Genomic DNA, 20,124 nt, shown 5'->3' with positions numbered 1-20,124 from the left:
TCCCGGCGCGGGCCATTGGCAACATGAATTCTGGCTCTTGGCCATGCCGCACTCCCGCCTTATGTCCGCAATCGCTTCGCCTCTGGCCGTCACCGGTCAGAGCCGCAAGTCCGTCATGTCGTCGCTGATCTCGTCTTCGCCGATGGTCTGGCGGATCTTGGCCAGGTGGGCCTGCTCGCTCCATAGCTCGAACTTGTTGCCCATGCCCAGCAGAACCGCTTTTTTCTCGATGCCCGCCGCGGTGCGCTGGCTGGACGGAAGCAGGATGCGCGCGGCGCTGTCCGGCTCCACGTCGGCGGCAGCGCCGACCAGCTTCATCTGCAGCGCACGATGCACCGCCTTGACGTTGGGCAACGCGTTCACCTGGTCGCGCACCCGCTCCCACTCCGCGCGCGGGAACAGCCAGAGGCAGCCCTGCTCGAAGGGGTTGTAGGTGATCACCAGCCGATTGGCGCAAGCGCCCGCCACCAGCTCCCGATACGCGGTCGGGATGGCCAGGCGGCCCTTGTCGTCGACGGTGATGGCGGTCTCGCCCTGGAACACGACCCGTAAACTCCCACGAAATCCCACGATTTCACACAGGAATCCACGATAGTCTCACCCCCTGCGACTGTCAAGGGATTTTTGCTTGTGAATCAATGAGAAAGGCAACAGTGCGGCCAAATTTCCAGCGATTTCTAGCAAGTGCTCCAAGGTGCTTGATAGCTGGAGATTTTTTGCCCATCGGCCGCCCGCCGGCGCCCGCTCTGTCCGGCCGTCCAGGCCATCTCGGGATGAACCCGGCGTTCATCCAAGGCCTACAGCCGATTGCCGTCCATCCGACACGATCGGATGGACGGCAACTACGGAGGAAAGAGGTGGAGTCGGCCTGTAAGCCGGGTTCTGTACGCCTTGCGGCGCGACAGTCATTCCTCTCGGCCAGGCGTCGCCGCCTGGCTCCAGCAACCTACCCGGGAACAACGCGGGCCGCGTTATCGTTCCCCTATTCGGTCTTGCTCCGGGTGGGGTTTACCGTGCCACGCGACGTTGTCCCCGCGCGCGGTGCGCTCTTACCGCACCGTTTCACCCTTACCTGTGCCCTTGCGGGCCATCGGCGGTTTGCTTTCTGTTGCACTGGCCGTCAGCTCGCGCTGCCCAGGCGTTACCTGGCACCCTGCCCTGTGGAGCCCGGACTTTCCTCGATGCGCTTGCGCGCGACGCGACTGTCCGGCCGACTCCGCCGACCATTGTATCGGCAGGGCAGCGGCCAGTCATGGCAAAAAAGCGGCAATCCAGGGCGATACGACACCAACGGCACGGGAGGCCCCGGCCTCGATGCCTGCCGCTCAAGCCTCGTAAAGCGCCTTGCGCGGCGCGCCGGTGATCGCGGCGGCAAGCTTGGCCGCCTTCGCCGCGGGCAGTTCCTGGCGCAGCAGCGCGAACACACGCTGGCCCTCGGCGAGGCGGCCATCCACATCCTCGCCGCGCCCGGCGACCAGCACCACGAATTCGCCGCGCTGCTGATTGGCATCGGCGGCGACGCGTTCGACCAGATCGCCCAGCGTGTGGCTCAACACCGTCTCGAACAGCTTGGTCAGTTCGCGCGCCACCACCGCCGCACGCTCCGCACCGAAGACCTCGCGCATGTCCGTGAGGCTCTCCATGATGCGATGGGAGGATTCGTAGAAAATCAGCGTGCGTGCATCGCCCGCAAGTTCCTGCAGCCTGGCGCGCCGCGCCGCCGGCTTGGCCGGCAGGAAACCTTCGAACACAAAGCGATCGCTGGGCAGCCCCGCCACCGACAAGGCCGCGATGGCCGCGCAAGCACCGGGCACCGGCGCGCAGCGGATGCCTGCTTCGCGCGCCGCGCGCACCAGGCGAAAACCCGGGTCGCTGATCAGGGGCGTGCCCGCATCGGAAATCAACGCCACCGATTCGCCCTGCTGCAGCCGCCGCAAGATCGCCGCGACCGCTTCACGCTCATTATGTTCATGTAGCGCCAGCAGCGGCGTGGCGATGTTGTACTGGAGCAGCAAGGGCTTGCTGTACCGGGTGTCCTCGGCGGCAATGACCGTGACGTTACGCAAGGTTTCGATGGCGCGCGCGCAGATATCGTCGCGATGGCCGATAGGCGTGGCCACCACCCACAGGCAGCCGGTCTGAGTCGATGACATGCTGGAATCCGTCCACCGCGGGCTGTCGATGCGATCAGCTATGATCGCGCAATTGACCCGCTTTGACTAAAGAATCGAGGAAACCCATGCGCCTTTGTCGTCTTGCCGCGTCAGGATTGCTGATTTCGGTGGCATTGAGTGCCTGCGTACCATCGATGGTGCCGCGCTCACCTGCCGAAGTCGCCGCGGTGCAGAGCGCGGACAACCTCGCGCACCAGGGACAATACGACCAGGCCGCGCAAGCATACCTCGCGCTTGCCGCGCAAACCCCCGACCGCGCCGATCACTACAAGCTGCTCGCCGCCCAAGCCTATGCGCAGGAAAACGCCCTGGACCGCGCGATGCCCATCGTCGCCGGCATGCACCGCGACCAACTGACCGATGACGATCCGCTGCGGCTGGACCTCTTGCGCGCGCAGATCGCCATCGCCCAGCACAACGCGCCGCTCGCGTTGCAGATCACCAGCTCGGCGAATGCGCCCGCCGACTTGCAGCCGCGTCTGCTGGACCTGCGCGCGCAGGCGATGACCGACACCGGCGACCTGTGGAGCGCGGCGAGCACGCGCGTGCAATTGGACGGCCTGCTGCAAGGCGCCGATCGGCAGAAGAACCGCGATCAGGCCGTTTCCCTGCTGGCGCGCCTGGGTGTGGCGCCGCTCAAGCAGCGCGCCGCCGCGATGCAGTCGGGCGATCCGATGCTGCCGTGGATCGTGGAGGCATTGGGCCGTCTTGGCGTCACCATGGCGCAGGCGCAGCCCAACCTGAACCAGCCCGTGGGCACCCTGGTACCGGGCAGCAACGCCAGCGTCCGCGAAGGCTACAAGATGCCCGCGCGCATCGCCTTGCTGCTACCCAACAGCGATGGCCTGGTCGCGGCAAGTTCGGCCATTCGGGAAGGTTTTTTTGCCGCGTATTTCCAGGCTTCCGATACGCACGCACCGCGTGCCGCCATTCGCGTCTACGACAGCGGCGGCAATGCGGCAAGCGCGATCAAGGCGTACGACCAGGCCGTCGCCGACGGCGCGCAACTGGTGGTGGGCCCGCTGATGCGTCCGGAAGTGATGGGCGTGCTGGGCCAGTCCTCGTTGCCGGTGCCGGTGCTTGCGCTCAACCGTTCGGAAAACAAAAGCCTGCCTGCCGGCACCACCAGCGAATTCGCGCTGCTGCCTGAAGACGAAGGCGCGCAGGTTGCCGACCACATGATCGACCGCGGCGTGCATAGTGCCTATGTGGTGATTTCCAACGATGATTTCGCCAAGCGCTCGGCGGCCGCTTTCAAGGCCGAGCTGCAGGCCAAGGGCGGCCAGATCGCCGGCGAAGCGCAGATCGCTTCGGGCAACGTCAATGACGGTGACGCCATCAACGCGCTCAATGCCGGCAGCGCCGGCAGCGATGCCGGCATCTTCATCAGCATGCGCGCCGAACAGGCGCGCCTGCTGCTGCCGCAGCTGCGCGTGGCGCGGATCAACCTGCCGGTGTTCGCCACCTCGCATATTTACAGCGGCGTGGAGAACCCCGCCGCGGACCGTGACCTGGAAGGCGTTGAATTTTGCGACGCGCCCTGGCTGTTCGACGCGCAGACGGGCCTGCCCAGCTACCAGGACATCGCCGCGCAATTGCCGGCAGCGCGCGGCGCCACCGCACTGCTGTTTGCCTTCGGCATGGATGCCTGGAACCTCGTGCCGTACCTGGACTGGCTGCGCAGCCATCCCGGCAGCTACGTCCCCGGCGCCACCGGACAGCTCACCGCCGACACCTTCGGCCACATCAATCGCGTATTGGCCTGGCTGAAGTTCCAGGATGGCGTAGCCCATCCGGTGACCGGCGACCTGCAAATGGAAAACGCACCGGCGCCCTCCAGCAGCGCGCCGGCACCGGCGAGCAGCGCCGCCGCGCCAAGCGGCAACTGATGCGCAAGGCAGGTGCGGTTTTCGAGGAGCGCGCGTGCGGCACACTGACACGCGCCGGGCTCAAGCTGCTCGCGCGCAACTACACCACGCGCTATGGCGAACTGGACCTGGTGATGCGCGATGGCGAAACCATCGTGTTCGCCGAAGTGCGCCATCGCGTACGTGCCGGCCACGGCGACGCATTGGCCTCGATCACCGCGACAAAACAGGCCCGGCTGGTGCGGACCGCGCAACTGTGGCTGGCCGCCCATCCGCAGCATGCGCATCGCGCCTGCCGCTTCGACGTCGTCAGCTATGACGGCCCCATCGACGATGCCCGCATGAACTGGCTGCGCAACGCATTCGACGCCGCCTGACGGCAAGCGGCGCCGGTGGGATACTGTGCGCATGAAACTCCCCGCCAGCCTGCTCGACACCCTGCGCACCACGTTTGGCCCGCAGGGCTGCTTCACCGACGAAGCCCAACGCATCGCCTATGCCTACGACAACTCGCGCCACAACGCGATGCCCGATGCGGTGGTATTCGCGCAGGAACACATGCAAATCCAAGCGCTGGTGCAAGCATGCCGCGAACATCGCGTACCCGTGATCGCGCGCGGACGCGGCACCAACACCACCGGCGCCACCGTACCCGTTGAGGGTGGCGTGGTGGTGAGTTTCGAACGGATGAACCGCATCCTGCGCATCGATCCGGACAACCGCCTGGCGGTGGTGGAGCCGGGCGTCTTGAACGGCGACCTGCAACGCGCACTGGCCCCGCACGGTTTTTTCTGGCCGCCCGATCCCACCTCCTCGCCGTGGTGCAGCGTCGGCGGCAACCTGGCCTGCAATGCAGCCGGCCCGCGTACCGTCAAATACGGCAGCCCCCGCGAAAACACCCTGGGCCTTAAGGCGGTTGCGGGTACCGGCGAAGGTTTTCGCTGCGGCACCTATACCAGCAAAGGCGCCACCGGCTACGACCTCACGCGCCTGCTGATCGGCTCGGAAGGCACGCTCGCGCTGATCACCGAAGCCACGTTGAAGCTCACGCCCAAGCCATCGGGCCTGCGCACCTTGCGCGCGACATACCACGACGTGGGCAGCGCCGCGCATGCCGTGGCACGCATCATGGCGCAGCCGGTTACGCCGTGCGCGCTGGAGTTTATCGACGATGTCGCGCTGAAGCTCGCGCACGACCACGGCGGCGAAGACGTACCGCTCGCCGGCGCGATGCTGATGATCGAAGTGGACGGCGAGCCCGATACCTTGCCTTCCGCCGTCGACGCGGTGTCGCGTGCGGCGCAGGGCGAAGGATTGCAAGAACTGCGCGTGGCGCAAAGCAGCGGGGAAACGCAGTCGCTATGGTCGGCGCGCAAGGCGCTGTCGCCCGCACAGCGCACGATCTCGCCGAACAAGATCAACGAAGACGTGGTGGTGCCCGTCAGCCATCTGCCCCAACTGGTCGAAGGCATCCGCCAACTTTCCAAGAAGCATGACGTGCTGATCGTCACCTTCGGCCATGCCGGCAACGGCAACCTGCACGTCAATCTGCTGCCGCGCGACGACGCCGAACGCGAACGCGCGCATGCATGCCTCGCCGACGTGTTCGCGCTGGTGATTTCACTGGAAGGCACGTTGTCCGGCGAACACGGCATTGGCCTGGTGAAACGCCCATTCATGCCACTTGCCTTGCAGGAAAGCACGCTGAACCTGATGCGCAGCGTAAAAGCCGCGTTCGACCCGTACGGCATTCTCAATCCCGGCAAGCTGCTGCCGTGAGTGGGCGCGATACGTTGGGTGCATTGCTTGCGGACGTCCGCGCGTGCCGTTTGTGCGCGGCGCACCTGCCCGACGGACCTCGACCGGTCATCCAGGCAGCGCGCTCGTCGCGGCTGTTGATCGTGGGCCAGGCGCCGGGGCGGAAAGTGCACGCCAGCGGCATGCCGTTCGACGACGCCAGCGGCAATCGCCTGCGCGGCTGGCTCGGCATCGATCGCGAAACCTTCTACGACGCGCAGCGCATCGCGATCGTCAGCATGGGCTTCTGCTTTCCCGGCAGCAGCCGTAACGGCGACCTGCCGCCACGCCCCGAATGCGCGCGCACGTGGCACCCGCGCATCATGCCCATGCTCAAGCACGTGCAACTGACATTGGCGATCGGACAGTACGCACAAGCGGGCTTGCTGGGCACGCGCTGCGGCGCCAACCTTACCGACACCGTATCGGCCTGGCGCGAGCACTTGGCGAATGGCCTATTGCCCTTGCCGCACCCCAGCCCGCGCAATCAGGCATGGCTCAAGCACAATCCGTGGTTCGAAGCCGAACTCTTGCCGATCCTGCGCCGCGAAGTCGCGCAGGCGCTTGACATGCCAAGCCGCCACTGAGCCGATCAGGCGCTGCGCTGCGAAAAGATCAGGTGCAGGCCGAACAACATGAACACCGCGCCCGCGCAGCCGTCGATCCAGCGGCTGATGCGCAGATAACCACGGCGCATCACCGGCATCGCAAAGCAGCCCGCGACAAAGGAAAACCACAGGAACGTCTCGATCACCACCAGCGCCCACAGCCCCCAGCGCGCACCGGACGCAACGCCCTGGCCGACGAACGCCGAAAAGATGCTGCCGAAATAAATCACCACTTTCGGATTGGCCAGGTTGGTGAACAGGCCATTGCGCATCGAACGCAGCGCGCCCGCATACACCTGCACGGCGGGCTCGGCAGTATCGGCCGAGGGTTTGGCGAACGCGCCGCGCAACATCTTCACGCCCATCCAGCACAGATACAGCCCGCCGCCGATCGTAATCAGCCGCTCCAGCCAGATCAGCCGATGCAGCAACAACTGCAGCCCGAGCAGCGCCAGCGCCGACCATACCGCCACGCCAAGCGTAATGCCGACCACGCCGGCCATCGCTTCATGCCGCGAGCGGCTGACCGCCGTCTGCGACACGAAGAAAAAATCCGGCCCGGGACTCATCAGGGCGATGATCTGGACAATCGCAATGGTGATGAACAGGTTCATGAGCGGGCTCCTGCGAACTGGCGCGCAGTGTAAGGGTTCGGCCCATCCCCTGACACCTGCCGCGGCGAACCTTGCCGGCCGGCCGGGCCTTCCTCTACGCTGCCAAGGGCTATTGCCTTACACCACCAAGGCCTTTGCATGCCTTGACAAAGCCTTTGCCGGCACCATCGCCGGGTACCGGCGGGCCCATCGATACCTACTCGCCCGCGGCCTGATACAGGGGAAAAGTAACCATGCAGGACACCCATCCATGAGTCTCAAGCTGCGGCTGATCGCGATGAACTTCCTGCAGTTCTTCGTGTGGGGGGCCTGGCTGATCACTATCGGCGCCTACTGGTTCCAGAACCGCCATTGGTCGGGCGAGCAGTTCGGCGCGATCTTCTCGACCATGGGCATCGCCTCGCTGTTCATGCCCTCCCTCACCGGCGTGATCGCCGACAAGTGGATCCGCGCCGAGCGCCTGTACGGGTGCCTGCACCTCGGCGGCGCCCTCGTGCTGTGCATGGTGCCGATGATCGACAACCCGCGCACGCTGTTCTGGGTGATGTTGCTGAACATGATGTGCTACATGCCGACGATCTCGCTGTCGATCACCGTGGCCTACAACGCGCTCAAGCGCGACGGCGTGGACGTGGTGCGCGCGTATCCACCCATCCGCGTGTGGGGCACGGTGGGTTTTATCGCCGCGATGTGGACGGTAAGCCTGCTGCATCTGGAAACCACTACCGGCCAGTTCTACGTGGCCGCGGCCGCCGCACTGGTGCTGGGCGCGTATGCCTTCACGTTGCCGCCGTGTCCGCCGCGCCTGCGCGGGGCGGATCATCGCTCCTGGCTCGACGTCTTCGGGCTTACCTCCTTCGCGCTGTTCAAGAACGCAAAGATGGCGGCGTTCTTCATCTTTGCGATGCTGCTGGGCGCGGCCCTGCAATTGACCAACGCCTACGGCGATACCTTCCTGCATGATTTCGACAAGATCGGCGCGTACAAAAACCTGATCGCGGTGCGCTACCCGGCGATCATCATGTCGATCTCGCAGGTGTCGGAAACGTTGTTCATCCTGGCCATTCCCTTCTTCCTCAAGCGCTTCGGCATCAAGACGGTGATGCTGATCAGCATGCTGGCGTGGACGCTGCGCTTTGGCCTGTTCGCGTTCGGCGATCCTGGCGCGGGGCTGTGGATGATCGTGCTGTCGTGCATCGTCTACGGCATGGCCTTCGATTTCTTCAACATATCCGGCTCGCTATTCGTGGAAGGCCAGAGCGACCCGGCGATCCGCGCCAGCGCGCAGGGGCTGTTCATGCTGATGACCAACGGCATCGGCGCGGTGCTGGGCAGCTGGATCAGCGGCGTGGTGATCGACACCTACTTCACGCGCCCCGACCGCAGCCTGGAATGGCATGGCATCTGGATGAGCTTCGCCTCGTATTCGTTGGTGGTCGCGGTATTGTTCGTGTTTTTGTTCAGGCATAAGCACGCGCCCGAAGCGCTGAGCGGCGCACCCATCCATTGAGCGGCGCGCCGCCGCCATTCTGAGAAGGCACCCGTTCCCATGCGTGGCCGGCGAGCGCATCTGCCGGCCAGCAAGACGCCCCCGGCTCGGGCTGGCGCCGGGGCATTGGGCGTTCCGGGCTGGCCGAGGCGGCGCGCTTCAACGTGGCCAACGGCACGCAGATCATCGACAGCAGCACGTACCCTTTACAAGAGGGTGGAGCGAGAGACAGAAAAACTATATTTATAACGACCTAACCACCAGTCTCTACTGTCACCCGCTTTGACTGAAACGGCTGACATCTAGTATGCCCGTGTCAGCGGACATTCCTATCCGCACTCACCCTCAAGCAACTCGAAATATTGCCGGGCATAGCTCATCTGCTCGAGCGCCGTCTCCGCCCTGTTCACCACCGCTCGAAAGCGGACATGTTCCTCGCGGTCTTTGGCATACCATCCCAGATGCTTTCTAGCAATTCGAACGCCGTCCCTTTCCCCATAATGCTCGTATAACTGTTCGAGGTGAGCGATGAGAATGGAGCCCACTTCCTTTGGAGTAGGTTCCGGCAGCTTTTCGCCCGTTTCTAGATAATGAAGGATCTCTTTGAAGATCCATGGACGCCCCTGCGCAGCGCGACCGATCATCAGCGCATCAGCCCCCGTCACGCTAAGCACCTTCTTTGCTTTCTCAGGGTCGGTAATGTCTCCGTTAGCCATTACCGGAATGTGTACCGCCTGCTTAATCTCGGCGATCGTTTCATACTCCGCTTCGCCGGTGTAATGCATATCCCTCGTTCGTCCGTGCACCGCCAGGGCCGCGATGCCCGCTGATTGAGCAATGCGAGCAATCGCGACACCATTTCTATTTTCTTTACCCCAGCCTGTGCGGATCTTGAGAGTCACTGGAATATCCACTGCCCCCACCACCGCGTCCAAGATGCGCCCTACCAGAGATTCGTCCTGCAATAGGGCAGATCCTGCCCATGCACTGCAGACCTTTTTGGCCGGACACCCCATGTTTATATCGATCACCTCAGCACCCTGCTGAACGTTGTACCGAGCAGCATCGGCAAGAAGGCGCGGATCAGCCCCCGCGATCTGAACTCCAACCGGCTCGGGTTCGCCCACATGATCCATGCGCCACTGGCTCTTTTTCGTACCCCAGAACCGGGGGTCCGAAATGGTCATCTCAGACACAGCGTAACCGGCCCCAAGACGCTTACAAAGCAAGCGGAAAGGCTTATCGGTCACGCCAGCCATCGGCGCTAGGACCAGTGGAGGATCAATTTTGTAGGGTCCGATCTGCATTTGAAAAGTACCGGCGGCATCATGCATTTGAGTCGAAAATTGGCGCTACTGAGTGCGTAACCGCAGTCCTTGTCCGTGGGAATCGGTTGAGCCACCCTGCTTGGACTAGCGAGGTTAATGGGCCTGGGCCCGGCTGGGTGGACACCTGACTGAGCGACACGAGACAACACGGCCTGCCCCGGCGCCTGTACCTTCGCACTCGTCGCCGGGATTCAGACCTATGTGCAGCACGAAGTGCCGCTCAAGGAACCTCTGCACGACAAGATGTGTTAGGTGCTTCCAACGTAACAACGAGCTCAAGGAGAAGATCGAACCCATGACCCTTCAGAGAAATCATGCGCTATCGCTACTGGTGGAAGCGGATGCCAAGATCGTTGGGCTCACGGTGAAAATCCCGAGGCTTCGAGCGATGTTGCTTGCTTTAATCTGACACCCTTGCGTTAGATCTCGTGCGCGGGGATTGCATGTGGATGCTCGGCCCAGTCCATTTGCCGTACATCATACTCCACACCATTAGTGATCGTCTTTGTCGAAGACGTTTACCACATAGGTGCCCTCCAGCGGCTTTCCTTCTCGCATACGCTCCCAGCTTGTTCTGATTCGGACTCAGACCATGTCTCCCCTGACGACCCACGTACCCAGCCGCTCACGTTCTGGCGCACGATGTCGCTCCTGACGTTCCTGGTCACAGGCAGTGCATATACAAGCTCGCCTTACCCAATGCCCACGCACCATGCAATGCACATCAGAGCCTCTCTGGCTGAATGAGCGTCCTGGATAGCCTCCAATAAGCAAGAGGGCCTTCACAGCGATTGCAGGCTCTATCGACGGGTAGCGACCGCCTTTTCGACGTCGATGGAACGTTGATAGATATGGTCGACGGCATCGCTCATTATTGTACTCAGGGGTGACCCGCTCTTCCTGTCACGGGCATAACCTTGGCACGATGGGTCACTCGGTCCTATGCCGGCAGACTCGCGATAAGAGTGGCGCCGCAACTGGTGTGGTGACCATGCAAGGCCACCGCCCTGTTACCGATGCGCAGGTAGGCATCGCCTTCGACGATGGTGGTGTGTCCACATTTTGGACACTTCACGGCGTCTCCGACGCGAACGACATGTCGGCCGTCAATACGCCACTGATGCGACACCGGCAGCGCGGTACCGCCGTGGGTAGTGCTGTCGCCCTCACGTACGGGGCGCTTGCCGGGAAATTGCATTGCCATCTCCTTGTAGGAATGCCATCGAACTATCGGTGCGCTGGTGCGCTTGAATGTCGATCAAAATTCAGCAGAAACTGTCTCAAAATCGGAAGTTGCATGAAATGCCTGCAAAATAGGCTTATGACGAAAATTTCCAATGCCCACTGGGAACGTGTCCGACACCATTTTGATGTCGGCATACACCCCCCGCGAGATCGTCGACACCGTGCACCACGATGGTGATGCATGGTTTGGGCTGTTGCTTGTGTACATCGGCAATTGCCGCCTTGGGGAGCAGCAGTGCGCGTGTTTGGTCTGTAGCAGGAATGGTGTTGCTCATGGCTGAACGCTTCGTGCATTCGATGTCAGATGCGCTGGCCTTGTGAGGCCGACGAACACAATGTCGGTCATGACGTTTTGTGCAGCACCAGCTCAGCGATCTGCATGGTGTCCTTTTGCAGCCATTGCGTGACTCCCTGGGCATTGGTGACACCCTTGACCATCTCGCCATGCTTGGAGGTGATGCTGTAGGGTTGATCGGGCACAGGTCGCTCACCGTCGGGCATGAGCACACGGAATTGGCGCTGCGTGTCACCTACGTCAAACTGCGGCAATTCACCTTGCGCACTCGCTGCACCCTCCATGTCGTAGCTACCGGCTTTAAAGCGCAGTTCACCGGGGCACCCCAACTCCATGTTGCCGCCCTCCAGCTTGATATACGCACCGCCGCACATCAGCGTGAGGTGTTTGCCCGCAACGGCCAGGATATGGTCGTCAGTGGCATACAGTTCCACGCTCTGCTTACCCTCGAGGCGCACGCTGGCTTGCTGCGCTTGCAAGGTGAGATCCCCTTGGTGGGCGATCTGCTTGAGTTCACCGCCCTGCGCAAAGAAGCCGATGCCCTGGCCGGCGTTCATCACCAGTGCTTGGCCGGCGGTGATCTGCTGGTTTTGCTGCGCCACGCTATCGACATGCTGGCCCGCCGCCAACGTGATCGATTGCGGCGTGCCGGCGGCGATGCCAGCCGGGCTGCTCAGTGCGATCAGCGGTAGGCCACCGTTGGCGCCTTGGCTTTCGTCGTTGGCGCCGTGCCCCAAGTCACGTACGGCATGGCTCAAGGTCTGCTGAGGCCGCGCGTCATGAATAAGGTTCTGGTGTTGGCCCGCATAATCACCGAGCTGTTTGGCCAGTTCCAACGCGCTTTCCAGACACTGCACCAGTTCCGCACGGCTTAGTTGACCGCCCTGGGCTTTGACCCGTCCGTCCGTCGACAGAAGGAGACCCTTGGCTGCTCGGAGCGCACCGTGCTCGTCGGTACGCAGCTCGAAACCCTCGCCACGAGGTGCCGCGCCTTGGGGGCGAGGTTGGGTGAGATAGCCCAAGTGCAGGGCAGTGGCGCCGTGGTCGCTCATCAGCGCCGCACTGATTTGTTCAGGCGTATCATCGATGCGTAGTTCGTTGGCGCGATTGCCCTTGAGCTCTTTACTCTTGACTGCCTCGATTGCCTGGAACTTGGGTAAGGCGTAGGGCGGAGGGTTCGTCGCGGGATAGGTGCGACCGGTGATGATGGGCTGGTCGCAGTCGCCATCGACGTAGCTCACGATGACTTCATGGCCAATGCGCGGAATGGCGATGTGGCCCCACGCGGCCCCGGCCCAGTTTTGACTGACGCGAATCCAGCAGCTGCTGTGCTCGTCATTCTGGCCTTGGCGATCCCACGGGAATTGCACTTTCACGCGACCGTATTCGTCGGTGAAGATTTCTTCGTTCCGAGGACCGACTACGGTCGCCATCTGTGGGCCATCGATGCGCGGCTTGGGGTGCAGGGACGCTTTCCACTCGATGCGGTCGGGGATCACCTGCGCGATGTAGCGGTAGCGGGTGCCAGTGGTGGCGTCGGCGCTCTCTTCGGCTTGGCTGGTCGTCTGGGTGCCGGTGTGCACCATGCGCACAGTCCGCCAGCCGGTGTTCCAGTCCTCGCGCGGGTGGCCTTGCAGGTCGAAGGCGAGGCCGGGCTGCAGGCGCGCGTCGTCACCTTCGATGGTGGCGATTTGCGCATCCCGGCGTAGCGCCAGCAGGCGCGTCTGGGTGAACGGTTTGCCGGCTTCGTCCTGTTTGTAGCGGCCGGGGTAGTCGTAGCGCTCGTAGTCGCGGCTTTGATGGTCGAGGTTGCTGCCGGTGCTGGTGTGACTTTGACCGTAACGCGGATGCTTGAAGGTGTAGTCCTTCTGGGTTTGCGCGGCGGTTCGCACGTGTTCGGTGTAACGGAACGAGCGTAGGCACGGTTCGGCTTGATCACCGCCCGGGGTGGCGTTGTAGGTGACGGCACCGCCGGTGATGACGCCGTGGGTGTAAAGCACATCGCCCTGAATCAGCGTGTGGCCATGGGGGCTGTGCTCAAAGGCGTAGTACAGACCTTCTTCGGCGCTCAGGCGCGTAAAGAAATCCAGATCCGTCTCACCGGGCTGCACGCAGTATTCGCGGGGGAGATGGTCTTTGTTGAGGCGCTGGTCGACGTCGGCGATGCCTGAGCGCTTGAGCACGGCTCGCAGTATCTGCGGCGCAGTCTGTTGCTGGAAGATGCGCCAGTCGCTGCGCAGGCCCATGCGCGCCAGCATCGGCTCCACGATTGCGCGATAGCGGGTGCGTCGATGGCCGGTGTCGCCCTGCTCGAACGCGCTGACCATGCCGTGCACGATGCGTTCGGCGTGTTCGCCGCGCCATAGCGTGAACACCGCTGGCTGATCCAGCAGCTGGCCAAAGTCGATGGCCGCATGGGCGCTCGCCAACTCCAGCGTAAGCACGTAGGGCTCGCAGAGCGCTTCGTCCAGATGAAATTCGATGACCTCCAAGGCCGGGCCGCTGGCCGCCTGGAAGGTGAAACGCAGATCCGTTTGGCGTGACATCACTCTCGTCCTGGCGAGTCGGCGACCCGGCAAGGTCGCCGGAGCGAAATTAATCGGCGGTGCTCTCTGGTGTACGGTGAGCCAAATCACGCGTGTTCTTCTGCACCGCAATGGCGCCAAAGAGGCTTAACGCGAATGCCATGCCGTAGAACCCCTTCTCACTCAGCTGCAGGCTGGTGGCGTTCCACAGGCCGACGGCGAGCAACACCAAAGCCATGAGCATGGACATCCAGGCCAAGCCCATGTAGATGCCGGTGACGGGGATGCCGTCGGCGCGATCACGGACGCTCTTTTGAATGGAGACTGCCGAGAACAAGCCGAACATCAGCACGACAAAGTAGTAGCCCTTTTCGTTGAGCGCCAAGGCCGCGTTCCACAGGCCGACCAGAAAAGCGACGACCCCGAGCAAAAGGGCAATCCACGATGCGGCGACGAACGCGCCGGAGGGTTTATGAAGCGTTGTTTCCATGATGTCCTCAATCAATGAACCGAGGTGGCGGCCGCCACCTCGGATGTTGCGCGGAGAGTTAAGCCTCCATCGGCTTGCGCCAGTCATCCGAAGCCTCGGTACCGGCGATGCTGTGGGTCCAGGAGATCTTGCGGTAGGCCAGCGACACCTTGATCAGCTGGGTGTAGTCGGACTTGGACGCGTCCTGCGCGTGCGGTAGCACGGTGGTGATGTCCACGATGGTGGCGTCTTCCAGTTTGGTGGTGAAGAAGTGTTCCTGCTTGCCATCGACCGAGGTGCGAAACCACTGCACTTCGACCGTGGGGAGCATTTCACCGGAGGCGAGCGACTGATACATCAACGGCACGGCTTTGTTGAGTGCGCAGGTGAACATGAGCGGCTTGTGCACGCGCTGGCCCGACGGCTGACCGCTCTGCGGGTCGGTCGGGGTGGTGACGCGGTGCTCGATTTCCTGTACCAGGATCTGGTCTTCGTGGCCTTCCACGTAGACGTTGCCGACGGAGTCGGCGGTGAAGGCGCCTTTGGTGAGGTTGCCCTGGGTCTTACCGGTGATGCTGATATAGGCGGGTGTTGGCATGACAGAAGTCCATTGTCGTGAGCGATGGCCACATGGGCCGCGAAGCCATCCGCAGGGATGACGAGAGGCGGTGTAGCAAATGCCGTGCCAACACGCCGGCGTGTGAACAAAATGACTGCATATCAACGCTTTACGCAATCCTCTTTCGCACGCTGCCGCAGGTAGTTGCTCACGCCTTCTCCGAAATGACCGATTTTTCCGATGCATCGGGCAATGGGTTGCTCGCTTACTTTCAAGTGATTGATTTTGTGCCGTTTCAAGCGGGCAAATTTTTGCCCGATCGGGCAATGGATTGCCCGCCACGCGTTTTTCACGCCGCAGCTATCGCTTGAGCATGGTGTCCAGCGAGCGAAGCACTTCATCCGCGGTCTGATGCAGGTTCATCGCGTACAGCCCGTAGACCACAACAAGCGCACCGAGCACGGCCAGCCACGGGGTCCACCACGGCCACTGCCAACCCACGTTGTAGCGCCGGCGGGTGACCTGATCTTGTCCGTCGGTGAGCCGTTCGGGTGTGTCACCGCGCAGCTCGCGCAGCACCTTGTGCACCTTCTTGATGAGTCCTTGAAGTGCTTCGGTCTGGTTGTGCTGCACGCCGTACTTGCCTTTGAACCCCAGGCAAAGGCACAAGTACTTGAACTCCAGCACGTCGCGGTACTTCTTGGGGTCCATCAACATGCGGGAGAGAACGGTAAAGAACTTTTCGCCACCCCATGTTTCCTGGTGGTGCGCACTCAGCAGCGAGCGTTCCGCCCATGAGGAATGCGATCCCCAGTGCGTTTGCATCACCGCCTCGTCGATGAAGGCGCACAGGGCATAACGGTAAGCCAGCTGCGTGGCAGCCTCGTAACCCTGCCTGCGCACCTCTTCGTCGATCGCTGCGATCTGATCGCGCACGGCGTTGTACAAGCGTTCGACGTGGCCGTGCTTGTCCATACGACGCAGGCGAATGACCACGCCAAAGAGCGGCAGCGCGGCGTCCACCAGCGGGTTGAAACCGTGGCCTCGCAAAGGGAAGCCGAGATCCGCATCGTTGTCGATGCCGTCAATGGTTTGGAAACCAATGAACTGCTTTTGGGCGAACACAGGGGTGGGTGTGCCGCGCAAGAAGCCGTTGCGCTGCCGAATAGTGGTCGAGTCGGTCATCTCATTCGCTCCGGATGGCCCAGAACTGAAGTTCGAGTTCGGGGAAGTCGCCGGCAATGTGGAAGCCGAAGCCGGCGGTATCGCGCATCATTTGCCAGCTCGCGTGCGTGCGATCGAGCTGGAAGTAAGTGAACCCGGCGTGGAATGGCAGATAGCGCGGTGCCACCGGCAAGGCGCCCAGCGGGATACCCGGCAGCTGGAGACTGACCCGTTCGCCGAGCTTTTCCATGGACGCCACTTTGGCCTGCTGTACGAACTGCTGGCGAAGCGTGTCCAGGGGCATGCGCGCGCGTACCGCCAGGATAAAGTCCGCACTCGCCAGCAAGCTGCGATCCTGGACGGCGGCGGTAAGCATGCCGTACTGCTGCTTGATGATTGGCAAGGACACCGCACGCGGCTGGAGCACGGTGCTGAGGGATCGACGCAAGGTTTCCTCCAGCATGCGAAAGGAAACGCGCAGATTGTCGTGTTGATAAGCCGGATACTCGAGCGGCAAGCGCCCCTCGTCCGTGAACGTCACCAGTTCGCCGCAGGCCTGGCTGAAGGCGACATAGAGCTGTTCGGGGTGCACGTGGCGCAATCGGGACAGATGCAGAAAGTAAGGCTGCAAACGGTTGAGCACTTGCAGCAGATTGAAGTCCGTTACATCGGCGACACCGGACTGGCCGGGCGAACCGATGCGCTCGGCAATGTTTTTCGCACGCTCGCGCATCAAACCCGCGGTTTCGCCCAGAAAACGATGAAGTGGCGGGATCGCGCTGAGGGACAGGCTGGTGGGATAAAAGGTCTCGTCCAGAATCAGGCTGCCGTCCGGTCGGCGATCCAGGATGCGGCACAGCGCAATGCCGGTAAAGGCGCTGCGATCGTCGCGTTCCAGGGTCAATTGAAGATTGAGCGACGCCACATCCATCGAGACATAGTCGCCCTCCTGACTGTGGGTGTCCTTGACCTCTTCGGCGCGCGCCGCATAGCGCGCCTGGGCATAGGACTCGGGCCACTGAACTTCGAGCACGCCATCGGACTTCAGCGGCAGTGTGAGATAGACCACCTGATTGGCGCTGGAGGCATCGGTGATAGCCAGCGGCGCCGGGGGCGCCTGGTCGTTGGGCAGGTCAAACACACTGCCGTCCGGCATGACGCCGCGCGCACGCACGATAGCGATCTTGCCGAAGCTTAAGTATTCCTGGTTGATCTCCAGCTCGCTCAAGCCATACAGGTGCGCACTGACCGCGCTGACCCGCTGGTTGGCATGATGCTCCAGCGCGCGCTGCTGTTGCTGGAAGTGCTGGGGTTTGACGAACAGTCCTTCACTCCAGATGACCGGGTTTCTTGATGTCATGATTTCTTCCTCGGCGGCTGGTGGTAGCTCTCATCCGTCATGACGACGTCGAGGTTCTGAAGCATCACCAGCAGGGAGTATTTGTAGCCGCCCGCTTCGATACGCATCACCTGCTTCCAGGCGGCGCTGCTTTGATCGTGGAAGTTGGCGAGCACGGCGATATAGCGCGTGTTTTTGTCCATCTTCTTGAAATCGATGTATTTGAACTGCCCCGGCTGGAGCACGTAGTCATCGTCATCGATATAGGTGCTGCCCAATGCTTTCCTCAGATCTTCGGCCAGCAGGTCGTGATCGGCATTGAGGAACATTGAATCGTCCTTCAATTGCAGGATCTTGAAGGAAATCGGCGTGCCGGCATTGGCGATTGTGGAGGCCTCCGGCGTAGACGATGGGCCCGATGGGCTATCGGCATACTGCCCAAGGGCCGGTGCGTTGGCATGCGTGGCGCCCGCCGCTGATGTTTGGCTGCCCGCATGAAGGGGAACCGGCACCTGCTCGATGACTGTCGCGTTGCCGCGTGTCAGTGGAGCGGCTGCCAATGACCAAGATCGAGGGGCTGCAGCCATAGGCGATGCGGTGGGCGGGGGCGTCGCGAGGATACTCGCGGCACCGGCGGTGATCTTGCCCACGCCGCTGGGTACGCCAGGCGCATAAGGCGCCACGGCGGCAGCCGTGGCCACGGTGGGTTGGACGGTCGATGCCACCGTTCCCGCGCCATGGGAACCCGACACAGACGGGGCGCTGTCCACAGCCGCCGCTCCCGGCACGGGCGACACCTCCAACGCCACCTGTGGTGCGGGCCTGCCCTCGTCGGGTGTTTGCAGATAGTCGAGCAACGCCTTCATCTTTTCGGCGAGTTCGGCTTTGCTGCCTCCCGTAAGGTTGACGAGGTACGGACCTTCCTCGGCGTGAATGTCCACCGTGACTGTCGCCATGTCCGATGTCTGCATGGCAGGCGCGGACATATCCGGTGGCGACGCATCGGCGTTGGGATTCACGTTGGGTGCCGCATACAAACTCAGCGCCACCTGCGTCGGCGCCTCTGCATCCTTTCGATGAAATCCGAGCATGCTGCAGCCGGCCGCACTCACTAAGACCAGCAGCAACACGGCGGCTCGACGGAACCTCATTGTGCCTCCGTGCGGAGCGCTCGGTCATAGGCTTGCTCAAAGACCTCCCAGAACAGCTTCTCAAAGCCCAACTGCCGCGACGAAGCCAACTCACCGTAATAGTGGGCGTACATCTGCCACGCCCAGTCGCCAACACCGGAGGGCTGCGCCGGATCAGGCTGGTAGCGCTGGAAGCGTTGCAATAACACGTCCGGTGAGAACGCCCCAAGCAGCGCCTCCAAACCGGCGCCGATAGCCTGCACGAGGGCCGCCTGATGGCCACGGACCTGCGCTAGGCTTTCCTCCACGGCCGCCTTGGGCGACAGATGCACCGCGCTGCGCTCGTTGCCGAAAAGCGCGCGTACGGTGTCTTCATAGTTCAGGCCCAGGCGCAAAGGGTTGTCCTCAATGGGTTGCAGTGTGCGACCCAGCAGTGACAGTCGGTCTTCCTTTTCCGTCGTCGAGCCATACAGCGCTGACAGTCCACGCAACGTCGCCTCAAGCGCCTGTCCAGTCTCCTGCAGCAACCGATAGGCGGCCCGCCCCTCCATGGCCCCCCATGACGCGCCGAGGCCTTCCATCAGGGGGGCGACCAATTGGCGCGCATCCCCACCCGAGAACTGTTGCGCGGTCAACCAATGCTGGGCTTGCGTCGTGTCCGACGGTAAAGTGCTCATGCCTGTCTCTCCAGAAAGCGTTTTAGGTGTGCCGGATACCGCCTCGAAGCGGGTGGCGCCAAGGTCGGCCTGGGGCTGGGGGCCCGCCAGGCCGTAATGGGTGGGATCCAGCGGGTCGTGCGAGGAACGCGTAGTGGCGCGCTCGGCCGCGTCCAACGCCTCGAGGGGATCCAGATACGCAAGGGGGCGGTCGGGTGCGGCGAGCGCTTGAAACGCTGCATGCGCATCCCGCAATGCCATTGACGACATCGGCGCGTGTGATAGTTCGGCGCCCTCACGCCGCAAACCGGCCCACTCCGGGTCGATCCCGTCCTCCCCAAGGGACTGGGATGCTCCGTCAATCGCATCGGCATCGCCCAGAAGCACGGTCAGATCGTAGGGACCGACCTGAAGGGTATCCCCTTCGCTAAACCGCGCACCCACACCGCGCCCCATTGGCGCGTGGGCGCCATTGATATGGGTTTTGCCGCATCGATCAACGACACAAAAATGGCCGTCTTCCAGGCAAATCTCGCAGTGGATCGGTTCGATACGATCATGGTGATCCATCAGCAACCAGTTGGCCCCTCGACAACCGATCGTGCCTCCCGTGCGATCAAAGCGATGCCGCGGTTTGTTGCCGTATTGCAGGATCTCCGGATTGGAAACCACAAGCGTGATGTGGCGCTGAGTGGCGGTCATGGCTTGTCCAAATCCACACCGGGGCCGCCGGCAATAAAGTCATCCAGCGTCTGCTTGTCGCGTGCCGCCTGTTCCGGATCGCTTGGACGCCTATACGGATGTTCGCGGGCTTCTTCCTCGCGCCATGCGGCAGCTTGTTCGGCGCGTATCCGAACGGAGGGT

General features: G+C 62.6%; 19 protein-coding genes and 1 other RNA gene. 6 read left to right on the top strand and 14 right to left on the bottom strand.

Going from position 1 to position 20,124, the window contains the following annotated elements:
• Positions 1–96: 96 nt before the first annotated feature.
• The 3 genes from mraZ to rsmI form a co-directional block, all read right to left on the bottom strand.
• Entirely contained in the window at positions 97–543 is a 447-nt protein-coding gene (gene mraZ / locus VME63_RS11580) for a division/cell wall cluster transcriptional repressor MraZ (protein WP_325433422.1), read from the bottom strand.
• Between the two features lie 312 nt (positions 544–855).
• Positions 856–1,218, bottom strand: an RNA gene (rnpB, locus tag VME63_RS11575) — RNase P RNA component class A.
• A 107-nt stretch (positions 1,219–1,325) separates the two neighbouring features.
• Positions 1,326–2,153: a 16S rRNA (cytidine(1402)-2'-O)-methyltransferase gene (rsmI, locus tag VME63_RS11570; protein WP_325433420.1), complete on the bottom strand. Its 828-nt coding sequence runs from the start codon at positions 2,151–2,153 to the stop codon at positions 1,326–1,328.
• A gap of 86 nt (positions 2,154–2,239) precedes the next feature.
• Here rsmI and VME63_RS11565 point away from each other — a divergent pair, with 86 nt between their 5' ends.
• The 4 genes from VME63_RS11565 to VME63_RS11550 are packed head-to-tail and all read left to right on the top strand — an operon-like array spanning position 2,240 to position 6,426.
• Positions 2,240–4,063, top strand: a complete 1,824-nt coding sequence (locus VME63_RS11565) for a penicillin-binding protein activator (RefSeq protein WP_325433418.1) — start codon at positions 2,240–2,242, stop codon at positions 4,061–4,063.
• Positions 4,063–4,419: a YraN family protein gene (locus VME63_RS11560; RefSeq protein WP_325433416.1), complete on the top strand. Its 357-nt coding sequence runs from the start codon at positions 4,063–4,065 to the stop codon at positions 4,417–4,419. Before VME63_RS11565 ends, VME63_RS11560 begins: the two co-directional genes overlap by 1 nt.
• A gap of 31 nt (positions 4,420–4,450) precedes the next feature.
• Positions 4,451–5,821: an FAD-binding oxidoreductase gene (locus tag VME63_RS11555; protein WP_325433414.1), complete on the top strand. Its 1,371-nt coding sequence runs from the start codon at positions 4,451–4,453 to the stop codon at positions 5,819–5,821.
• Positions 5,818–6,426, top strand: coding sequence for a uracil-DNA glycosylase family protein (locus VME63_RS11550; RefSeq protein ID WP_325433412.1), 609 nt, complete (start codon positions 5,818–5,820; stop codon positions 6,424–6,426). The genes VME63_RS11555 and VME63_RS11550 overlap by 4 nt, the downstream gene beginning before the upstream one ends.
• Positions 6,427–6,431: 5 nt before the next feature.
• Here the strand turns inward: VME63_RS11550 and rhtC are convergent, their stop codons facing one another.
• On the bottom strand, positions 6,432–7,061 hold the full coding sequence (rhtC, locus tag VME63_RS11545; RefSeq protein WP_325433410.1) for a threonine export protein RhtC: 630 nt from the start codon (positions 7,059–7,061) through the stop codon (positions 6,432–6,434).
• Positions 7,062–7,311: 250 nt separating this feature from the next.
• Between rhtC and VME63_RS11540 the strand changes: the two genes are divergently transcribed.
• Positions 7,312–8,571 carry a nucleoside permease gene (locus tag VME63_RS11540; protein ID WP_325433408.1) on the top strand — a complete coding sequence of 420 codons (1,260 nt, stop codon included), beginning with the start codon at positions 7,312–7,314 and terminating at the stop codon, positions 8,569–8,571.
• A 308-nt stretch (positions 8,572–8,879) separates the two neighbouring features.
• Here VME63_RS11540 and dusB read toward each other — a convergent pair whose 3' ends face one another.
• From dusB to VME63_RS11510, 6 genes are all read right to left on the bottom strand, one after another.
• Entirely contained in the window at positions 8,880–9,857 is a 978-nt protein-coding gene (gene dusB / locus VME63_RS11535) for a tRNA dihydrouridine synthase DusB (RefSeq protein WP_325433535.1), read from the bottom strand.
• A 961-nt stretch (positions 9,858–10,818) separates the two neighbouring features.
• Positions 10,819–11,076 carry a PAAR domain-containing protein gene (locus tag VME63_RS11530; RefSeq protein ID WP_325433406.1) on the bottom strand — a complete coding sequence of 86 codons (258 nt, stop codon included), beginning with the start codon at positions 11,074–11,076 and terminating at the stop codon, positions 10,819–10,821.
• A gap of 121 nt (positions 11,077–11,197) precedes the next feature.
• Positions 11,198–11,398: a hypothetical protein gene (locus VME63_RS11525; RefSeq protein WP_325433403.1), complete on the bottom strand. Its 201-nt coding sequence runs from the start codon at positions 11,396–11,398 to the stop codon at positions 11,198–11,200.
• 67 nt (positions 11,399–11,465) lie between these two features.
• Entirely contained in the window at positions 11,466–13,964 is a 2,499-nt protein-coding gene (locus VME63_RS11520) for a type VI secretion system Vgr family protein (protein ID WP_325433402.1), read from the bottom strand.
• 49 nt (positions 13,965–14,013) lie between these two features.
• The gene (gene yiaA / locus VME63_RS11515) at positions 14,014–14,433 is read right to left on the bottom strand and encodes an inner membrane protein YiaA (protein WP_325433400.1); all 420 of its coding nucleotides are present in this window, start codon (positions 14,431–14,433) and stop codon (positions 14,014–14,016) included.
• Between the two features lie 58 nt (positions 14,434–14,491).
• Positions 14,492–15,010, bottom strand: coding sequence for an Hcp family type VI secretion system effector (locus tag VME63_RS11510; protein WP_325433398.1), 519 nt, complete (start codon positions 15,008–15,010; stop codon positions 14,492–14,494).
• 17 nt (positions 15,011–15,027) lie between these two features.
• Between VME63_RS11510 and VME63_RS11505 the strand changes: the two genes are divergently transcribed.
• Positions 15,028–15,342: a hypothetical protein gene (locus tag VME63_RS11505; RefSeq protein ID WP_325433396.1), complete on the top strand. Its 315-nt coding sequence runs from the start codon at positions 15,028–15,030 to the stop codon at positions 15,340–15,342.
• Here the strand turns inward: VME63_RS11505 and icmH are convergent.
• Genes icmH through tagH form a run of 4 tightly spaced genes read right to left on the bottom strand, consistent with a single transcriptional unit; the run spans position 15,332 to position 19,962 of the window.
• The gene (icmH, locus tag VME63_RS11500) at positions 15,332–16,156 is read right to left on the bottom strand and encodes a type IVB secretion system protein IcmH/DotU (RefSeq protein ID WP_325433394.1); all 825 of its coding nucleotides are present in this window, start codon (positions 16,154–16,156) and stop codon (positions 15,332–15,334) included. The two genes, VME63_RS11505 and icmH, sit on opposite strands and share 11 nt — an antisense overlap.
• A 1-nt stretch (position 16,157) precedes the next feature.
• Complete coding sequence (tssK, locus tag VME63_RS11495) at positions 16,158–17,495, bottom strand: type VI secretion system baseplate subunit TssK (protein WP_325433392.1); 1,338 nt, start codon at positions 17,493–17,495, stop codon at positions 16,158–16,160.
• Entirely contained in the window at positions 17,492–18,604 is a 1,113-nt protein-coding gene (gene tssJ / locus VME63_RS11490) for a type VI secretion system lipoprotein TssJ (protein ID WP_325433390.1), read from the bottom strand. Before tssJ ends, tssK begins: the two co-directional genes overlap by 4 nt.
• 17 nt (positions 18,605–18,621) lie before the next feature.
• Positions 18,622–19,962, bottom strand: coding sequence for a type VI secretion system-associated FHA domain protein TagH (gene tagH / locus VME63_RS11485; RefSeq protein ID WP_325433388.1), 1,341 nt, complete (start codon positions 19,960–19,962; stop codon positions 18,622–18,624).
• Positions 19,963–20,124: the final 162 nt, after the last annotated feature.

Origin of the sequence: Dyella sp., from assembly GCF_035503745.1 — a bacterium.
Lineage (GTDB): Bacteria > Pseudomonadota > Gammaproteobacteria > Xanthomonadales > Rhodanobacteraceae > Dyella_B.
This window is presented reverse-complemented; position numbering and strand designations above follow the sequence as displayed.